Origin of the sequence: Massilia sp. R2A-15 (assembly GCF_030704305.1) — a bacterium.
GTDB lineage: Bacteria > Pseudomonadota > Gammaproteobacteria > Burkholderiales > Burkholderiaceae_D > JAFCUW01.
Window position 1 is genome coordinate 3,862,438 of record NZ_CP131935.1, and the last position, 15,462, is coordinate 3,877,899.

General features: G+C 66.7%; 16 protein-coding genes. 9 read left to right on the top strand and 7 right to left on the bottom strand.

From position 1 onward, the window contains the following. Nucleotides 1–73 precede the first annotated feature (73 nt). From Q4S45_RS17740 to Q4S45_RS17760, 5 genes are all read right to left on the bottom strand, one after another. On the bottom strand, nt 74–1,186 hold the full coding sequence (locus Q4S45_RS17740; RefSeq protein ID WP_305506543.1) for a glycosyltransferase family 4 protein: 1,113 nt from the start codon (nt 1,184–1,186) through the stop codon (nt 74–76). A gap of 32 nt (nt 1,187–1,218) precedes the next feature. Next, nucleotides 1,219–2,352 carry a glycosyltransferase family 1 protein gene (locus Q4S45_RS17745; protein ID WP_308633154.1) on the bottom strand — a complete coding sequence of 378 codons (1,134 nt, stop codon included), beginning with the start codon at nt 2,350–2,352 and terminating at the stop codon, nt 1,219–1,221. Then, nucleotides 2,349–3,284, bottom strand: a complete 936-nt coding sequence (locus tag Q4S45_RS17750; protein WP_374046114.1) for an NAD-dependent epimerase/dehydratase family protein — start codon at nt 3,282–3,284, stop codon at nt 2,349–2,351. Before Q4S45_RS17750 ends, Q4S45_RS17745 begins: the two co-directional genes overlap by 4 nt. A 1-nt stretch (nt 3,285) precedes the next feature. Further along, on the bottom strand, nt 3,286–4,329 hold the full coding sequence (gene gmd / locus Q4S45_RS17755) for a GDP-mannose 4,6-dehydratase (protein WP_305506547.1): 1,044 nt from the start codon (nt 4,327–4,329) through the stop codon (nt 3,286–3,288). A gap of 194 nt (nt 4,330–4,523) precedes the next feature. Next, nucleotides 4,524–6,836 (bottom strand): NADP-dependent malic enzyme, encoded by a 2,313-nt coding sequence (locus tag Q4S45_RS17760; protein ID WP_305506549.1) that lies wholly within the window; start codon nt 6,834–6,836, stop codon nt 4,524–4,526. Between the two features lie 210 nt (nt 6,837–7,046). On the opposite strand from Q4S45_RS17760, the gene Q4S45_RS17765 reads away from it, so the two are divergent. The 9 genes from Q4S45_RS17765 (at nt 7,047) to Q4S45_RS17805 (ending at nt 13,843) form a co-directional block, all read left to right on the top strand. After that, nucleotides 7,047–7,529 carry a rubrerythrin family protein gene (locus Q4S45_RS17765; protein WP_305506550.1) on the top strand — a complete coding sequence of 161 codons (483 nt, stop codon included), beginning with the start codon at nt 7,047–7,049 and terminating at the stop codon, nt 7,527–7,529. Nucleotides 7,530–7,577: 48 nt separating this feature from the next. Beyond that, nucleotides 7,578–7,742: a rubredoxin gene (locus tag Q4S45_RS17770; protein WP_305506552.1), complete on the top strand. Its 165-nt coding sequence runs from the start codon at nt 7,578–7,580 to the stop codon at nt 7,740–7,742. Between the two features lies 1 nt (nt 7,743). Next, complete coding sequence (locus Q4S45_RS17775; protein ID WP_305506554.1) at nt 7,744–8,913, top strand: NAD(P)/FAD-dependent oxidoreductase; 1,170 nt, start codon at nt 7,744–7,746, stop codon at nt 8,911–8,913. A 113-nt stretch (nt 8,914–9,026) separates the two neighbouring features. Continuing rightward, on the top strand, nt 9,027–9,989 hold the full coding sequence (gene thiL / locus Q4S45_RS17780; RefSeq protein ID WP_305506556.1) for a thiamine-phosphate kinase: 963 nt from the start codon (nt 9,027–9,029) through the stop codon (nt 9,987–9,989). A gap of 250 nt (nt 9,990–10,239) precedes the next feature. Continuing rightward, nucleotides 10,240–10,722 carry a CinA family protein gene (locus Q4S45_RS17785; RefSeq protein WP_305506558.1) on the top strand — a complete coding sequence of 161 codons (483 nt, stop codon included), beginning with the start codon at nt 10,240–10,242 and terminating at the stop codon, nt 10,720–10,722. 5 nt (nt 10,723–10,727) lie between these two features. Continuing rightward, nucleotides 10,728–11,594 carry a metallophosphoesterase gene (locus Q4S45_RS17790; protein ID WP_305506560.1) on the top strand — a complete coding sequence of 289 codons (867 nt, stop codon included), beginning with the start codon at nt 10,728–10,730 and terminating at the stop codon, nt 11,592–11,594. Nucleotides 11,595–11,616: 22 nt separating this feature from the next. Then, on the top strand, nt 11,617–12,345 hold the full coding sequence (locus Q4S45_RS17795) for a hypothetical protein (RefSeq protein WP_305506562.1): 729 nt from the start codon (nt 11,617–11,619) through the stop codon (nt 12,343–12,345). 5 nt (nt 12,346–12,350) lie between these two features. Continuing rightward, a complete protein-coding gene (locus Q4S45_RS17800; RefSeq protein WP_305506563.1) occupies nt 12,351–12,845 on the top strand; it encodes a hypothetical protein in 495 nt (164 codons plus the stop codon). Then, nucleotides 12,842–13,843 carry a cation diffusion facilitator family transporter gene (locus tag Q4S45_RS17805; protein ID WP_305506565.1) on the top strand — a complete coding sequence of 334 codons (1,002 nt, stop codon included), beginning with the start codon at nt 12,842–12,844 and terminating at the stop codon, nt 13,841–13,843. The genes Q4S45_RS17800 and Q4S45_RS17805 overlap by 4 nt, the downstream gene beginning before the upstream one ends. 92 nt (nt 13,844–13,935) lie before the next feature. Here Q4S45_RS17805 and cysK read toward each other — a convergent pair whose 3' ends face one another. After that, entirely contained in the window at nt 13,936–14,865 is a 930-nt protein-coding gene (gene cysK, locus Q4S45_RS17810; protein ID WP_305506567.1) for a cysteine synthase A, read from the bottom strand. A 30-nt stretch (nt 14,866–14,895) separates the two neighbouring features. Next, the gene (locus Q4S45_RS17815; protein WP_305506569.1) at nt 14,896–15,375 is read right to left on the bottom strand and encodes an FKBP-type peptidyl-prolyl cis-trans isomerase; all 480 of its coding nucleotides are present in this window, start codon (nt 15,373–15,375) and stop codon (nt 14,896–14,898) included. Nucleotides 15,376–15,462: the final 87 nt, after the last annotated feature.

Consider the following 15,462-nt stretch of genomic DNA (forward strand, 5'->3'; position numbering starts at 1 on the left):
TCAACGCGCAGCCGGGCAGGATCGCCCGGCGCTTCGCAGCCAGCATACCAGCATCGCGCATCGCAGCCAACATTCAGCGCGCGGCCAGCTCCTGGTACAGCGCGTAGTAGTTGCGCGCCATGCGCTCGGCCGTAAACAGCGCCTCGTAGCGCGCTTCGGCGCGCCGCCCCATCTCCTGCGCCAGAGCGGGGTTGTCCCACAAGGTGCGCATCGCCTCGCCCAGGGCCTGCGGGTCGCTCGGCGGCACCACCAGGCCGGTCTCGCCGTGGATGTTGATGTAGGTGGTGCCGGTGCCGATTTCGCTCGAGATCATCGGCTTGCCGTACATCGCCCCTTCCAGCAGCGAGATGCCGAACGCTTCCGAGCGCAGGTGCGACGGAAAGGCCACCGCGTAGCACAGCGCCAGCAGCGCGACCTTGTCGGCTTCGTCCACCGCGCCGACGAACATCACGTGTTTCAGGCCGAGCCGTGCGGCATGCGCCTTGAGCTCCTGCTCGATCGGCCCGGCGCCGACGATCACGACTGGATACTCGCGCCTGGCCACCGCGTCGAGCAGGATGTGCAGGCCCTTGTAGTAGCGCAGCACGCCGACGAACAGGAAGAACCTGGGGCCTGCCAGCGCGCGCCATTTGTCGAGCCGCGCCTGGTCCGGCTGCGGGTAGATGCTTTTGTCGAGGCCATACGTGATGGTGCGCGTCTTGTCGCGGTAGCGGTGCAGCACCGCCGACGAGGCCAGGTAGTTCGGCGAGGTGGCGACGATGGCGTCGACGCTTTGCAGGAACTTGCGCTTGAGCGGCCGGTACAGCCGCAGCAGCATTTTCTGGCGCACGATGTCGGAGTGGTAGGTCACCAGGGTCGGCTTGTCGATGCGGGCGGCGAAATGCGCCAGGTCCATGAACGGCCACGGAAAGTGGTAATGCACGACGTCGCACTCGGCGGCGCGGCGCCTGAGCTCTCCGAACGCGGCCCACGACATGCCGTTCGACGCGATATTCACGTCGCGGTGCAGCCGGCGCACGGTGTGGCCTTCGAATTCGAAGGGGCGCAGGTCGTCGCCGGCGGTCAGGGTCAGCACTTCGTTGCGCACGCCCAGCCGCCCGGTGCCCACGCACAGCTGGCGGATCACCTGTTCCACCCCGCCCATCGAATCGGGGAAGTAGTCTTTGTAGAAGTGGAGGATGCGCATACCTCAGTGTAATCGGGTTCTGGCGGCGCCGCCTAGCGCGACAGCACCTGGTGGTAGACGGCGGCGGTCAGGCGCGCGGTTTCGCGCCAGGTCAGGCTGGCGGCGCGCGCGCGCCCGGCGGCGATGCAGCGGTCGCGCAGCGCATCGTCGCGCGCCAGCGCCAGCATCGCATCAAGGATCGCGCCGGTGTCGAGCGGATCGACCTCGAGCGCCGCGCCGCAGCTGACTTCCGGCAGCGAGCTGGAATTGGACGCGATCACCGGCACGCCGGCCGCCATCGCCTCGGCCACCGGGATGCCGAAGCCTTCGTACAGCGACGGGAACACGAACACGCCGGCGCCGGCGTACACCCGGCGCAGCGCGGCGCCATCGGTCAGCGCATTGAGCCAGACGACGTTCTCGCCGTTCTGCGCCGCCGCCTGCAGCCGCCGCACCAACGTCTCGCAGCGCCAGCCGGGCGCGCCGACGATCACCAACTGGCGCTCGGCGCGCAGCGCGGCCGGCAGCTCCAGCCAGGCGTCGAGCACGCGGTCGACGTTCTTGCGCGGCTGCAGCGTGCCGACTGACAGGTAGTAGCCGGCGCGCAGCCCGTGCTCGCGCAAGGTGGTGGCGACGGCGCCGGCATCGGGCTCCTCCATCCAGCCGTCGTCGACGCCGCACGGCACCACCGATACGCGCCGCGGGTCGATGCCGAAGCAGGACACCAGCTCGTCGATGGCGAAATGCGACAGCGCGATCACATGGTCGGCCTTGCACGCCGCCTTGCGCTGCAGCCAGTTCTTCATGCCGCGCAGGCGCGGGTTGCACCATTCGGGATGGCTGATCGGCAGCGCGTCGTGCAGGGTCGCCACCTGCGGGCAGTCCATGCGCACGATGCGGTAGTCGGTGGTGTGGAAGATATCTGCCGGCATGTGGACACGATGCGCCCGCGGCGTGAGCAGGTCGCGCAGGGTCGCCGCCTCAAACGACTGCGGCAGCGCCTGGCCAACCTGGATGCCTTTGCCGGCCGCGCCCGGACGCGGATACGAATACGGAGTGACCTCGCAGCCGGCCGCGGGCAGGAAGCGCAGCAGGGCGTCGGTATAGACGCCGATGCCGTCGAGCCGGCCGCCGTTGCGCGCCGGTTCGAGCATGGTGGCGCCGAGACCGACGCGCAAGCGGCTCACGCCTGGTACATCCAGCGCAGCGTTTCGGCCAGCGGGATCGGCTCGAGCGCGCCGATCACGCTGGCCAGCTTGTCGTTGCTGCCTTCGAGCCGCAGCACGTCGTTGGCGCGCACGAAGGCCGGGTTGACGTCCACCTCGATGCGATAACCGGCCATGTCGCCAAGCGTGTCGATCACGTCGGCGATCGAGTGCGAGCGCCCGGAGCAGATGTTGAAGGCCTCGCCAGCCGGGCTGGCGGCCAGCAGGCGGCGGTAGGCCTGGGCGACCGTGCGCACGTCGGAAAAATCGCGCGCGATGGCCAGGTTGCCCAGTTCGATGCGCGGCGCGCGGCGGCGGAAATGGGCGACGATCTTCGGCAGCAGGAAGTGCTCGGCCTGGCCGCGGCCGCTGTAGTTGAAGGGCCGCGCGATGATGACCGGCAGGCGGTCCATCCACAGGCGCGCCATGTATTCCATCGCCAGCTTCGAGACCGCGTAGTCGTTGGCCGGCGCCGGCTCGACGCCCTCGTCGATGCGCGCGACGCGGGCGTTGCCGTAAATGTTGGCCGACGACGCCAGCAGCACCGCCGACGGCCGCCGGCGCAGGCCGGCCAGCGCTTCGAGCAGGTTGCGCGTGCCTGCCACGTTCACCTGGTACATCTGCGCCGCGTCGGCGTGGCCGACGAAGGAAATGGCGGCCAGGTGCACCACCACGTCCGGCTGCACCTGTTCGGCCACGGCGGCCACGGCGGCGCGGTCGCACAGGTCCACTTCGAACATGTCGGCAGCGCTTTGCTGGCCCGGCAGCACGGTGCCGAACACGCGGTAACCGGCTTCGGCCAGTTCGCGCGCCAGGTAGTGGCCGGTAAAGCCGCGCAGGCCGGTGACCAGCGCCCGCTTGCCCTCGCCCTCGCGCACCGGCGCCGCGTACGGTTCGGTCACCAGGCCCTGCATGTCAGAACGAGAAGCCGAGGGCATTGCGGCGCATGTCGGCCTCGACCATCATGGCGCACAGCTGCTCGAGCGTGGTTTGCGGCGCCCAGCCCAGCACTTTTTTGGCCTTGCTGGCGTCGCCGATCAGCAGTTCGACTTCGGCCGGGCGATAGAACTTCGGGCTCACGCGCACCAGCAGCTTGCCGCTGCGGCTGCAATGGCCGGTTTCGTTTTCGCCGCTGCCGCTCCACTCGATGCCCACGCCTGCCGCCTTGAACGCCATCGTGACGAAGTCGCGCACGGTTTCGGTGCGGTTGGTGGCCAGCACGAAGGTGTCGGGCTGGCCGGCCTGCAGGATGCGCCACATGCCCTCGACGTATTCCCTGGCGTAGCCCCAGTCGCGCCTGGCGCCGAGGTTGCCCAGTTCCAGCACATCGAGCTTGCCCAGCTGGATCTTCGCGACCGAGTCGGTGATCTTGCGGGTGACGAACTCGCGCCCGCGCAGCGGCGACTCGTGGTTGAACAGGATGCCCGAACAGCCGAAGATGCCGTAAGCCTCGCGGTAGTTGACCGTCATCCAGTGGGCGTAAAGCTTGGCCACGCCGTACGGGCTGCGCGGGTAGAACGGGGTGTCTTCGACCTGGGGGATGGCCTGCACCTTGCCGAACATTTCGGAGGTCGAGGCCTGGTAGAAGCGCGCGCTGCGCTTGGCGATGCGGATCGCCTCGAGCAGGTTGAGGGCGCCCAGGCCGGTAATGCTGGCCGTCGCGACGGGCTGCTCGAACGACACGCCGACGAAACTTTGCGCGGCCAGGTTGTAGACCTCGTCCGGATCGCACGATTCGATCAGCCGGATGCCCGACGACAGATCGGTCAGGTCGTACTCGACCAGGTTCAGGTTGGGGTGGCGGGTAATTCCCAGCTCGTCGATGCGCCAGAAATTGACGGAACTCGAACGACGGAACGTGCCCGTCACTTCATATCCCTTGTCCAGTAACAGCGCGGCGAGATAGGCGCCGTCCTGGCCCGTGATACCGGTAATCAGCGCTTTTTTTCTTGGTTGCATAGTCATTTACGTATCGAAAGTGACAGGACGCCAAAGAAGCAGGAGTGGGATACTGTGCTACATGCCAAAAGAACAATGGCCTTTTACACATTATCCCCTTAAAGCGAACGCGCGCGGCGCAGACTTTACCGATTGTTACGGAATAAAAAATGAACTCCGGCCGAGTTGCATTGTCCCGGCCGGAGTAGCGCCGCTTAGCGCTGGGAGATGGCGTCGACCACGCACAGCGCGGTCATGTTGACGATCCGGCGCACGGTGGCCGACGGCGTCAGGATGTGCACCGGCTTGGCGCAGCCCAGCAGCACCGGCCCGATCGCGACGCCGCTGCCGGCGGCGGTCTTGAGCAGGTTGTAGGCGATGTTGGCCGAGTCGATGTCCGGCATCACCAGCAGGTTGGCGTCGCCCTTGAGCGGCGAATTGGGCATCGTCGCGTTGCGGATCTTCGAATCCAGGGCGGCGTCGCCATGCATCTCGCCGTCCACTTCCAGGTTCGGAGCCATCTTCTGGACCAGCGCCAGCGCGGCGCGCATCTTCTGCGCCGACTCGGTGTTGGCCGAGCCGTAGTTCGAATGCGACAGCAGCGCCGCGCGCGGCAGGATGCCGAAGCGGGTCAGCTCGTCGGCCGCCATCACGGTGATCTCGGCCAGCTGTTCGGCGGTCGGATTGTCGTTGACGTGGGTGTCGACCATCGCCAGCTGGCGCTCCGGCAGGATCAGGATGTTCATCGCCGCGTACACGTTGGCGCCGGCGCGCTTGCCCAGCACCTGGTCGATGTAGTGCAGGTGCAGCCAGGTGGTGCCGAAGGTGCCGCAGATCATGCCGTCGGCGTCGCCCTTGTGGATCATCATCGCGCCGATCAGGCTGTGGCGGCGGCGCATTTCCAGCTTGGCCCATTCCTGGGTCACGCCCTTGCGCTCGCCCATCTGGTAGTAGGTCTGCCAGTAATCGCGATAGCGCTCGTCGTGGTCCGGGTTGATCACGTCGAAGTGCTCGCCCAGCTTCAGGCGCAGGCCGAATTTCTCGATGCGCTTTTCCAGCACGGCCGGACGACCCACCAGGATCGGGCGCGCCAGGCGCTCGTCGACCACGACCTGCACGGCGCGCAGCACGCGCTCTTCTTCGCCTTCGGCGTAAACGATGCGCTTGACTTCGGCCTGCGCTTCCTTCGCCATCTGGAACAGCGGCTTCATGAAGGTGCCGCTGCGGTAGACGAACTGCTGCAGGCTCAGTGCGTAGGCGTGCAGGTCGGCGATCGGACGGGTCGCCACGCCCGATTCGGCGGCGGCCTTGGCCACGGCCGGCGCGATGTGGGTCAACAGGCGCGGGTCAAACGGCATCGGGATCAGGTACTCGGGACCGAAGGCCAGGTTCTTGATGCCGTAGGTGGTGGCGACGATGTCGGACTGCTCGGCGTGGGCCAGGTCGGCGATCGCGTGCACCACCGCGATTTCCATCTCGCGCGTGATGGTGGTGGCGCCGCAATCGAGGGCGCCGCGGAAGATGTACGGGAAGCACAGCACGTTGTTGACCTGGTTCGGATAGTCCGACCGGCCGGTCGCCATGACCACGTCGTCGCGCACCAGCTTGACTTCTTCCGGCAGGATTTCCGGATGCGGATTGGCCAGCGCCAGGATCAGCGGGTTCTTCGCCATCGCCGCGACCATCGCCGGCTTCAGCACGCCGCCGGCCGACAGGCCGAGGAAGATGTCGGCGCCGGGAATCACGTCGGCCAGGGTGCGGTGCGGCGTGTCTTGGGCGAAGCGCTCCTTGTCCGGGTCCATCAGCTCGGTGCGGCCCTTGTAGACCACGCCGGCCAGGTCGGTGACGGTGATGTTCTCGATCGGGAAGCCCAGGTCGACCATCAGCTCGAGACAGGCCAGCGCGGCGGCGCCGGCGCCCGACACCACCATCTTGCAGTCCTTGAGCTGCTTGCCGCAGACCTTGACGCCGTTGATGATCGCGGCGCCGACGATGATGGCGGTGCCGTGCTGGTCGTCGTGGAACACGGGGATCTTCATCTTCTCGCGCAGCCTGCGCTCGATGGTGAAGCACTCCGGCGCCTTGATGTCTTCCAGGTTGATGCCGCCGAAAGTCGGCTCGAGCGAGGCGATGATGTCGACCAGCTTGTCCGGGTCGTTTTCGTTGATTTCGATATCGAAGACGTCGATGCCGGCGAACTTCTTGAACAGCACGCCTTTGCCTTCCATCACCGGCTTGGCGGCCAGCGGGCCGATGTTGCCAAGTCCCAGCACCGCGGTGCCGTTGGTGATGACCGCGACCAGGTTGCCGCGCGCGGTGTACTTGTATGAGTTGGCCGGGTCGGCCGCGATCTCTTCGCATGGCGCGGCCACGCCCGGCGTGTACGCCAGGGCCAGGTCGCGCTGGTTGGTCAGCTGCTTGGTAGGAGCGATGCTGATCTTGCCGGGGCGGGGAATCTGGTGGTATTCGAGCGCTGCTGCGCGCAGTTGTTGGCGCAGTTCTTCTTTGTTGTCAGATGACGAATCCATGCTGTGCAGCCTTCCTGTTTTCCAATCGGGGGAGTGTCGATTTTATCAGACTGATTCTTTCAATAAGCTACGTATTTCTACCAGTCCCATTTTTGTGATCAAAATGCCCATGAATAAGAAAAACTATCGCATTGATGCAAACGATCAATTTTACTAATGATGGGTGTGTAAGTAAGATTGTTCCCAAGCCGACCAACCTTGGAGAACATCATGAGCAACCCAATGAAATCCGTCACCATCGAAAACCTCGAAGCCGCGTTTGCCGGCGAGTCGATGGCGCATATCAAGTACCGCTACTTCGCGAAACTGGCGCGCGCGGCCGGCGCGATCGAGGTGGCCGAGGCGTTCGAAGCGACCGCCGAGCAGGAAGTGGCGCACGCCTTCGGCCACCTCGACCTGCTGTACCCTAAGGACAAGATCACCCCGGCGCGCGCGCTGGAAATCGCGATCGAGGGCGAGACGTATGAATACACCGAGATGTATCCGAAGTTCCGCCACCTGGCCGTGGAAGAAGGCAACCTGGCCGCGGTGGCCGAGTACGACGAGCAGATCGAGGAATCGAAGGTGCATGCCGAGCAGTTCCGGCGCACGCTGGAAACCGCGGCCAAGCGCTTCGCCGCGCTGGCAAAGGTGGAAGAGCGCCACGCCAACCACTACAAGGCGGCGCTCGAGCAGCTGACGGCAACCGCCTGACAAACTCGCTACAATTAACTCATACCGTGACATAAAAGGAAGAGACCAATGAAAACTTACCAGTGCATCGTGTGCGGCTTCATCTATGACGAAAGCGTCGGCCTGCCGGAAGAAGGCATCGCCGCCGGGACCCGCTGGGACGACATCCCGGCCGGCTGGTCCTGCCCCGACTGCGGCGTGGCCAAGGCCGACTTCGAGATGGTGGAAATCTAAGATGGCGGCGCCGCTTCCGGTGGTGATCGTCGGCGCCGGCATGGCCGCCTACGGCGTCGCGCGCGAGTTCCGTAAGATCGACAAGACCACGCCGCTGCTGCTGGTGTCCGGCGACGGCGGCGGGTCGTACGCCAAGCCGATGCTGTCGAACGCCATCGCGCTGGGCAAAGGCGCGGCGCAGCTGGTGTCGCAAAGCGCCGAGCAGATGGCCGCGCAGCTCGACGCGCAGGTGATGACGCGCACCGAGGTGACGGGTATCGACAGCGCCGCGCGCACCATCGAGACGGCCGGCGGACAGCGCATCGCCTACCGCGACCTGGTGCTGGCGCTCGGCGCGCAGCCGATCCGGCTGCCGATCGAAGGCGACGCGGCCGGCGAGATCCTGTCGGTGAACCACATCGACGATTACGCGCAGATGCGCGAGCGGCTCGCCGCCATTGGCCGGCCGGCGCGCGTGGCCATCCTTGGCGCGGGCCTGATCGGCTGCGAATTCGCCGACGACCTGATCGCGGGCGGCCACCAGGTCACGCTGATCGATCCGAATCCGCGTCCGCTGGCGGCGCTGGCGGCGCCCGCGCTGTCGGACGCGCTGGCGCAGGCATGGTCGGCGCTGCCCATTACGCTCAAGCTGGGCACCACGGCGGCCAGCGTGGACCGTCGCGACGGCGCGTTCGCCGTGTCACTTGCCGACGGTTCCATCGTCGAGGCGGACCTGGTGCTGTCGGCGGTGGGATTGCGTCCCTCGATCGCGCTTGCCCAGGCGGCCGGGCTGGAGACGCGGCGCGGCATCGTCATCGACGGCTACGGCCAGACCAGCGCGGAAGGCATTTACGCGCTGGGCGACTGCGCCGAGTACGCGACCGTCAACGGCGGCGCGGTGATGCCGTATATCTCGCCGATGCTGACGGCGGCGCGCGCGATAGGCGCCACCCTGGCCGGCACGCGCACGCCGATTGCGCTCAAAGCCGACGCGGTGATCGTCAAGACGCCGAGCCTGAAACTGGCGCTCGCGCCCCCGCCCGCGGGCAGCCGCGGCGGCTGGGTCGACGCGGAGGACGGCGAGCGCACCATCTCGCGCTTCGTCGACGAAGAAGGCATCATGCGCGGGTTCGGGCTGTCGCTGCATACGCCGGCGCTGCGCCAGGCCTTGCTGGCGGAGCTGGACAAGTAACAGCGTGTCGTACCTGCGAAGGCAGGTACCCATGCTGAACGCGCCGATAGTTTGCTTAGTCAGTATAGGTACCTGCCTTCGCAGGTACGACATCTTCGCATGTAGAATTGGGCATGCTCTCCGAATTCGACCTGATCAAGCAGTACTTCACCCGCTCGCGCCCCGCCCGCGCCACCCTCGGCATCGGCGACGACTGCGCCCTGCTCACTCCCACGCCCGGCACGCAAATCGCCATCTCGTCCGACATGCTGGTCGAGAACCGCCACTTCTTCGCCGGCGCCGACGCGCGCGCGCTGGGCCACAAATGCCTGGCCGTGAACCTGTCCGACCTGGCCGCGATGGGCGCGAAGCCGGTCGCCTTCACGCTGGCGCTGGCGCTGCCGAAGGCCGATCCGGCCTGGCTCGAAGGCTTCTCGCGCGGCCTGTTCGAACTGGCCGACGAATACGACTGCGAACTGATTGGCGGCGACACCACCAAGGGCCCGCTGACGGTGTGCATCACCATCTTCGGCGAGGTAACGCCCGGCCAGGCGCTGCGCCGCGATGCCGCGCTTGCCGGCGACGATATCTGGGTCTCCGGCACGCTGGGCGACGCGCGCCTGGCGCTGGCCGGCCTGCGCGACGAGCTTCCGCTCGACGCCGCGACCCTGGCCCTGGCCGCACCGCGCATGCACGCGCCGACGCCGCGCATCGCGCTGGGACGCGCACTGGCCGGCGTGGCGCACGCCGCGCTCGACATTTCGGACGGGCTGGCGGGCGACCTCGGACACATCCTGAAAGCTTCGAACGTGGGCGCCACCCTCGACGTCGACGCCCTGCCCGCCGGCCCCGCGCTGGCGACCCGGGAGCCCGCGCTGCGGCGGCGCTTTTGCGCGGCAGGCGGCGACGACTACGAGTTGTGCTTCACCGCGGCGCCGGAGCAGCGCGCCGCTATCGAAGCGGCGGGCGCGCGCTGCGGCGTTGCCGTCACGCGGGTGGGCAGCATTGAGGCGGCGCCCGGACTGCGGCTGGTCGATCGCGCCGGCGCGCCGTACACGCTGTCGGACGGTGGCTTCGACCACTTCACCACCGCGTAACGCGTCGGGGGTAGGCGTCCCCGTCGCTCCCGCGGACCTGACCCCATTTTGAGAATATCGATCGCACCCGACTCTTGTGGCCAAATCAAAGATGGGGTCAGGTCCGCCGGACCAGACCCCCGATTTTGCAAGCAGCGCCTAATTTCACCGGACCGGCCCTCCCAATTTTTGGCGGTTCCCGGCCGCCTGTGTGCGCCGCGCTCATGGTAAAGTACAAACGGGTACCGATTTGAGTTGAAAGGAACTTCACGTGACGAACGAAATTATTGATCTGGCCACAAAAGTCGGCCGCGCACTTCACGAGAAGAAACTGCTGCTGTGTACCGCCGAGTCCTGCACCGGCGGCGGCGTGTCGCAGGCGATCACCGAAATCGCCGGTTCGAGCGACTGGTTCGACTGCGGTTTCGTCACCTATTCGAACACCTCGAAGGCCGAACTGCTGGACGTGTCGCCGGCCCTGATCGCCCAACTGGGCACGGTCAGCGAGGAGGTCGCCGCGGCGATGGCCGAAGGCGCGCTGCGCAACAGCAGCGCCCACGTCGCGCTGGCGACCACCGGCATCGCCGGCCCCACCGGCGCGGTGCCGGGCAAGCCGGTCGGCACGGTCTGCTTCGCCTGGTCGCGCGGCGATCACACCCATACCGAAAGGCTGGTGTTCCAGGGCGACCGCCAGAAGGTACGCGAGCAGACGGTGATCCATTCGCTGCAAGGGCTGCTGCGCTTCATCGAATAAGTCCTTTGCGCGCCCTCCTGACCGTCCTCGCGGCCTGCCTGGTCTCGCCGGCCGCCTCCGCGGTCACCGTGTATGCCGCCGGCGACATAGCGCGCTGCGCCGATCCCGATCCCCGATGGTCGGGCGCCGCGGCCACCGCCGCCATCATCAGCGCGGGCTTGAAGACCGACCCGCAGGCCAGGGCGCTGGCGCTGGGCGACCTGGCCTATCCGCACGGGACGCTCGCCGAATTCACCAGCTGCTACGGCCCGACCTGGGGCAGATTCAAGGACCGCACCCTGCCCGCGCCCGGCAACCACGAATATGCGACGCCGAGGGCGGCTGGCTATTTCGCCTATTTCGGCGCCATCGCCGGACCCGGCTACTACCGCGTGCAGCTGGGCGGCTGGCAGCTGTATTCGCTCGACAGCAACCTGGCGCCGGCCGCTCATCGCGCGCAAACGGCGTGGCTGCGCGAGGAACTGGCAAAGCACCCCGCACGCTGCACGCTCGCATACTGGCACCACCCGCTGTATAGTTCCGGAATGAAAGGCAACGACGCGCGCATGAAGGACGCGTGGCAGGCGCTGTACGAGGCCGGCGCGGAGATTGTGCTATCCGGGCACGACCACCTGTACGAACGCTTCGCGCCGCAGGACGCCGACGGCAGGCGCGACGACGCGCGCGGCATCCGCCAGTTCGTCGCCGGCACCGGCGGGGCCTTCCCGACGCCGTTCCTGTGGACGCGGTCCAACAGCGAGGCGCGGGACAGCAACCACATGGGCGTGCTCAAGCTGGTGCTGAACGCGGACGGCTACGACTGGGAATTCCTCGCCGCGCCGAACGGCGAGACCGGATGGCGGCCCGACCGCGGCAGCGCGCGCTGCCACTGAGATCACATATTTGGAGCATTCGATGCACAACACGGTTCACTTCATCCTGCAGGGCAAAGGCGGCATCGGCAAGACGCTGGTGTCGACCATCCTGGCCCAATGGCTGGCGACCAAGGATACGAAGCCGCTGCGCTGCTACGACACCGACCAGGAGAACGCCACCTTCTCGCGCTACAAGGCGCTGGACGTCAAGCACGTGCCGGTCATGACGGACACGCGCAACATCGACCCGAAGCGCTTCGACGCCCTGATGATCGACCTGCTGGAAGAAGAAGGCAACTGCGTGGTCGACAACGGCGCCAACACCTTTTCGCCGCTAATGGGCTACCTGCTGGAGAACGACTGCTTCGACCTGCTGCAGGAATCGGGCCGCAAGGTGTACATCCACACCATCGTCGGCGGCGGCGACACGCTGCACGACACCGCGATGGGATTCGTCTCGACCGCCAAGTCCACCAACGTGCCGCTGGTGCTGTGGGAGAACGAGCACTTCGGGCTGCTGCAGTCGGCCACCGGCAAGGTCTTCACCGACTCGCACACCTACGCCGACAACGCCGCGCGCGTTGTCGGGCGCGTGGTGCTCTCGCAGCGCAACGCCGACACCTTCGGCGCCGACATCAAGAAGATGAACATCGCCCGCATGACGGTCGAGGAAGTGCGCGCCAGCGACAAGTTCAACGTGATGGAAAAGCAGCGCATCAAGGTCGTGTTCCGCGACCTGTTCGAGCAGCTCGACATGGTCAACTGGTAAGCGCGATGGACCAGCAAAAACTGCGCGCCCTGGTATTCGAAAAGACCGGCGTCAAGATCGATGTCGACGACCCGGTGTTTGCGCTCGTCGCGCTCAACGAAGCGGTGCTGGCCGAAGCGGTCGAGCGCCACGTCGCACTGCTCGACGAGGCCACGCGCGAACTCGCCGCGCAGCTGAACGAAGGGGGCCTCGCGCCACGCCAGACGGCGGCGCTGCTGCGTCCCGCCGGCGCCGCCGCATCGGCGCCGGGGCCAAATTATGCGGAAAAGCGCATAATTGCGATCGCCGCGGGCGCCGCGCTGCTGGGCGCCTTGCTGGTGCTGTTCGGCCAGGCGCTCTTCCTCAAGCCGGCGCCGCCGCCGGCGCCCATCATCCAGGCGCGGGAGCTGACCGAAGAACAGGCCAGCGCGATCCGCAACGGCGAAAAGCTCGAGCGCATCGTCCAGAAACTCGATCCGAAAACCCGCAACGCCATCCGCGCCGAAATGCAGAAGCCATGACAGATCACCACGACCACCACGCGCATCACGATCACGATCACAAGCACGACCACAAGCACGATCACGCTCACGACCATGGCCACGGCCATGGACACGGCCACCACCATCATCACGTGGACCCGAACGGCAACCGCCGCGCCTTCGCGCTGGCGATCACGCTCAACACGATCTTCGTGGCGATCGAATTCACCTACGGCTTCATCGCCAATTCCACCGCGCTGATGGCCGACGCAGGCCACAACCTGTCCGACGTGCTGGGACTGGCGCTGGCGTGGGGCGCGGCGGTCCTGGCGCAGCGCGCGCCGGACCGCCACTTCACCTACGGCCTGCGCAGCTCGTCGATCCTGGCGGCGCTGGGCAATGCGCTGCTGCTGATGGTGGCGTGCGGCGCGATCGGCTGGGAAGCGGTGCAGCGCTTCAGCGCGCCGGCCCCGGTGGCCGGATGGACGGTGTCGATCGTGGCGCTAGTCGGGGTCGCGGTGAACGGCGTCTCGGCGTGGCTGTTCATGGCCGGCAGCAAGGACGACATCAATGTGCGCGCGGCCTACCAGCACATGGCGGCCGACGCCGCGATCTCGCTCGGCGTGGTGATATCGGGCGTGGCGATCGCCTACACGGGATGGGCCTGGATCGACCCGGCGGTGAGCCTGGTGATCGTGGTGCTGATCGTGCTGTCGACCTGGTCGCTGCTGCGCGAATCGCTACGCATGGTGCTCGCCGCGGTGCCGGCCAACGTGGATCCGCACAAGGTGCGCGAATTCCTCGATGCGCTGCCGGGCGTGTCGGAGATCCACGATTTGCATATCTGGGCAATGAGCACGACGGAGACGGCGCTGACGGCGCACCTGGTGATGCCGGCGGGTTATCCGGGTGACGAGCAGCTCGACGCCATCACCGATCAGCTGGAGAAGAAGTTTTCGATCCACCACAGCACGCTGCAGATCGAGCAAGGGACGACCGCGCACGGCTGCTCATTGCACGCCGAATCGAACCACTAAGATGGGGTCAGGTCCGCAGGACCAGACCCCGGACTTCGGTCCGCGGCGGTTGAACAGCGGGGTCTGGTCCCGCGGACCTGACCCCATTTTTGCTACGCCAGGTTGGCGTACAGCGCGGTACTGAGATAGCGCTCGCCGAACGACGGAATGATCGTGACGATCATCTTGCCCGCGTTCTCGGGACGGCGCGCGACCTGAATCGCCGCCCACAAGGCCGCGCCCGACGAGATCCCCACCAGCAGGCCTTCCTCGCGCGCGGCCGCGCGCGCGGTCGCGAACGCATCCTCGTTCTTCACGGTGATGACTTCATCGTAGACCTGGGTATTGAGCACTTGCGGCACAAAGCCGGCGCCGATGCCCTGGATCGGGTGCGGGCCCTTGGTGCCCTTCGACAGCACGGGCGAGGCTTCCGGCTCGACCGCGACGACCTGGAAGCCTGGCTTGCGCGCCTTGATCACTTCGCCGACGCCGGTGATGGTGCCGCCGGTGCCCACGCCGGCCACCAGGATATCGACCTTGCCGGCGGTATCGCGCCAGATCTCCTCGGCCGTCGTGCGGCGATGCACCTCGGGATTGGCCGGGTTGTTGAATTGCTGCGGCATGAACCAGCCGGGATTGGCCGCGACCAGTTCCTCGGCCTTGCGGATGGCGCCCAGCATGCCTTCGGCGCCGGGCGTGAGCACCAGTTCGGCGCCGTACGCGCGCAGCAGGGTACGGCGTTCGGTGCTCATGGTGTCGGGCATGACCAGGGTGCAGCGGTAGCCGCGCGCGGCGCACACCATCGCCAGCGCGATGCCGGTGTTGCCGCTGGTCGGCTCGACGATGACGGTGCCGGGGCCGACCTGGCCGGCCTTCTCGGCCGCCTCGATCATCGCCAGGCCGATGCGGTCCTTGACGCTGTGGGCGGGATTGTGGAACTCGAGCTTGGCCAGGATTTCGGCCGACGCGCCCTGGGCCAGGCGGCGGATGCGCACCAGCGGGGTATTGCCGATCAGTTCAGTGACATCGTTTGCGATTCTCATGCTGTGGCTCCCGCTGGTGTGGTTGAAGGTTTATTTAACGTCGAGCAGTTCCACGTCGAAGATCAGGTCGGAATCCGGCGGAATCGCGCCGCCGCCGACGCCGCGCTTGCCGTAGGCCAGTTCGCTTGGAATGATCAGGGTGCGCTTGCCGCCCACCTTCATGCCGGCGACGCCCTGGTCCCAGCCCTTGATCACGCGGCCGGCGCCGAGCTGGAACACCAGCGGTTCGCGGCCGGCGTCGAGCGAGGAATCGAATTTCTTGCCGCGCTGCTTGGCTGCCATCGGCTTGTAGAACCAGCCGGTGTAATGGACGACGACGTTGCTGCCGACGGTGGCTTCCTTGCCGGTGCCGACGACGTTGTCGATCTTCACCAGCGGGTTGGCCGGCTCGGCCGGCGCGACGGCAGCAGCGGACGCGCTGGCCGACGCCTGGGCCGACGTATCCTGGCCGGCGGCATTGGCGATCGACGCGGCGGCGCACAGCATGGCAAACAGTACGGAACGAATCATAGGGAGTGCTCTTTCGAAAGAAGGTGAAACTGGATAATTCTGCAACGCTATCATATCAACAAACTTCCGCACCGGGGTCAGACCAAG

What these genes read in the sequence shown, in the direction of transcription:
- gmd (WP_305506547.1), bottom strand. Translation starts at nt 4,329, where the DNA reads ATGCAACCAAGAAAAAAAGCGCTGATTACCGGTATCACGGGCCAGGAC.
- thiL (WP_305506556.1), top strand. Translation starts at nt 9,027, where the DNA reads ATGCTCTCCGAATTCGACCTGATCAAGCAGTACTTCACCCGCTCGCGC.
- Q4S45_RS17740 (WP_305506543.1), bottom strand. Translation starts at nt 1,186, where the DNA reads ATGCGCATCCTCCACTTCTACAAAGACTACTTCCCCGATTCGATGGGC.
- Q4S45_RS17765 (WP_305506550.1), top strand. Translation starts at nt 7,047, where the DNA reads ATGAGCAACCCAATGAAATCCGTCACCATCGAAAACCTCGAAGCCGCG.
- Q4S45_RS17750 (WP_374046114.1), bottom strand. Translation starts at nt 3,284, where the DNA reads ATGCAGGGCCTGGTGACCGAACCGTACGCGGCGCCGGTGCGCGAGGGC.
- Q4S45_RS17815 (WP_305506569.1), bottom strand. Translation starts at nt 15,375, where the DNA reads ATGATTCGTTCCGTACTGTTTGCCATGCTGTGCGCCGCCGCGTCGATC.
- Q4S45_RS17770 (WP_305506552.1), top strand. Translation starts at nt 7,578, where the DNA reads ATGAAAACTTACCAGTGCATCGTGTGCGGCTTCATCTATGACGAAAGC.
- Q4S45_RS17800 (WP_305506563.1), top strand. Translation starts at nt 12,351, where the DNA reads ATGGACCAGCAAAAACTGCGCGCCCTGGTATTCGAAAAGACCGGCGTC.
- Q4S45_RS17795 (WP_305506562.1), top strand. Translation starts at nt 11,617, where the DNA reads ATGCACAACACGGTTCACTTCATCCTGCAGGGCAAAGGCGGCATCGGC.
- Q4S45_RS17760 (WP_305506549.1), bottom strand. Translation starts at nt 6,836, where the DNA reads ATGGATTCGTCATCTGACAACAAAGAAGAACTGCGCCAACAACTGCGC.
- cysK (WP_305506567.1), bottom strand. Translation starts at nt 14,865, where the DNA reads ATGAGAATCGCAAACGATGTCACTGAACTGATCGGCAATACCCCGCTG.
- Q4S45_RS17805 (WP_305506565.1), top strand. Translation starts at nt 12,842, where the DNA reads ATGACAGATCACCACGACCACCACGCGCATCACGATCACGATCACAAG.
- Q4S45_RS17775 (WP_305506554.1), top strand. Translation starts at nt 7,744, where the DNA reads ATGGCGGCGCCGCTTCCGGTGGTGATCGTCGGCGCCGGCATGGCCGCC.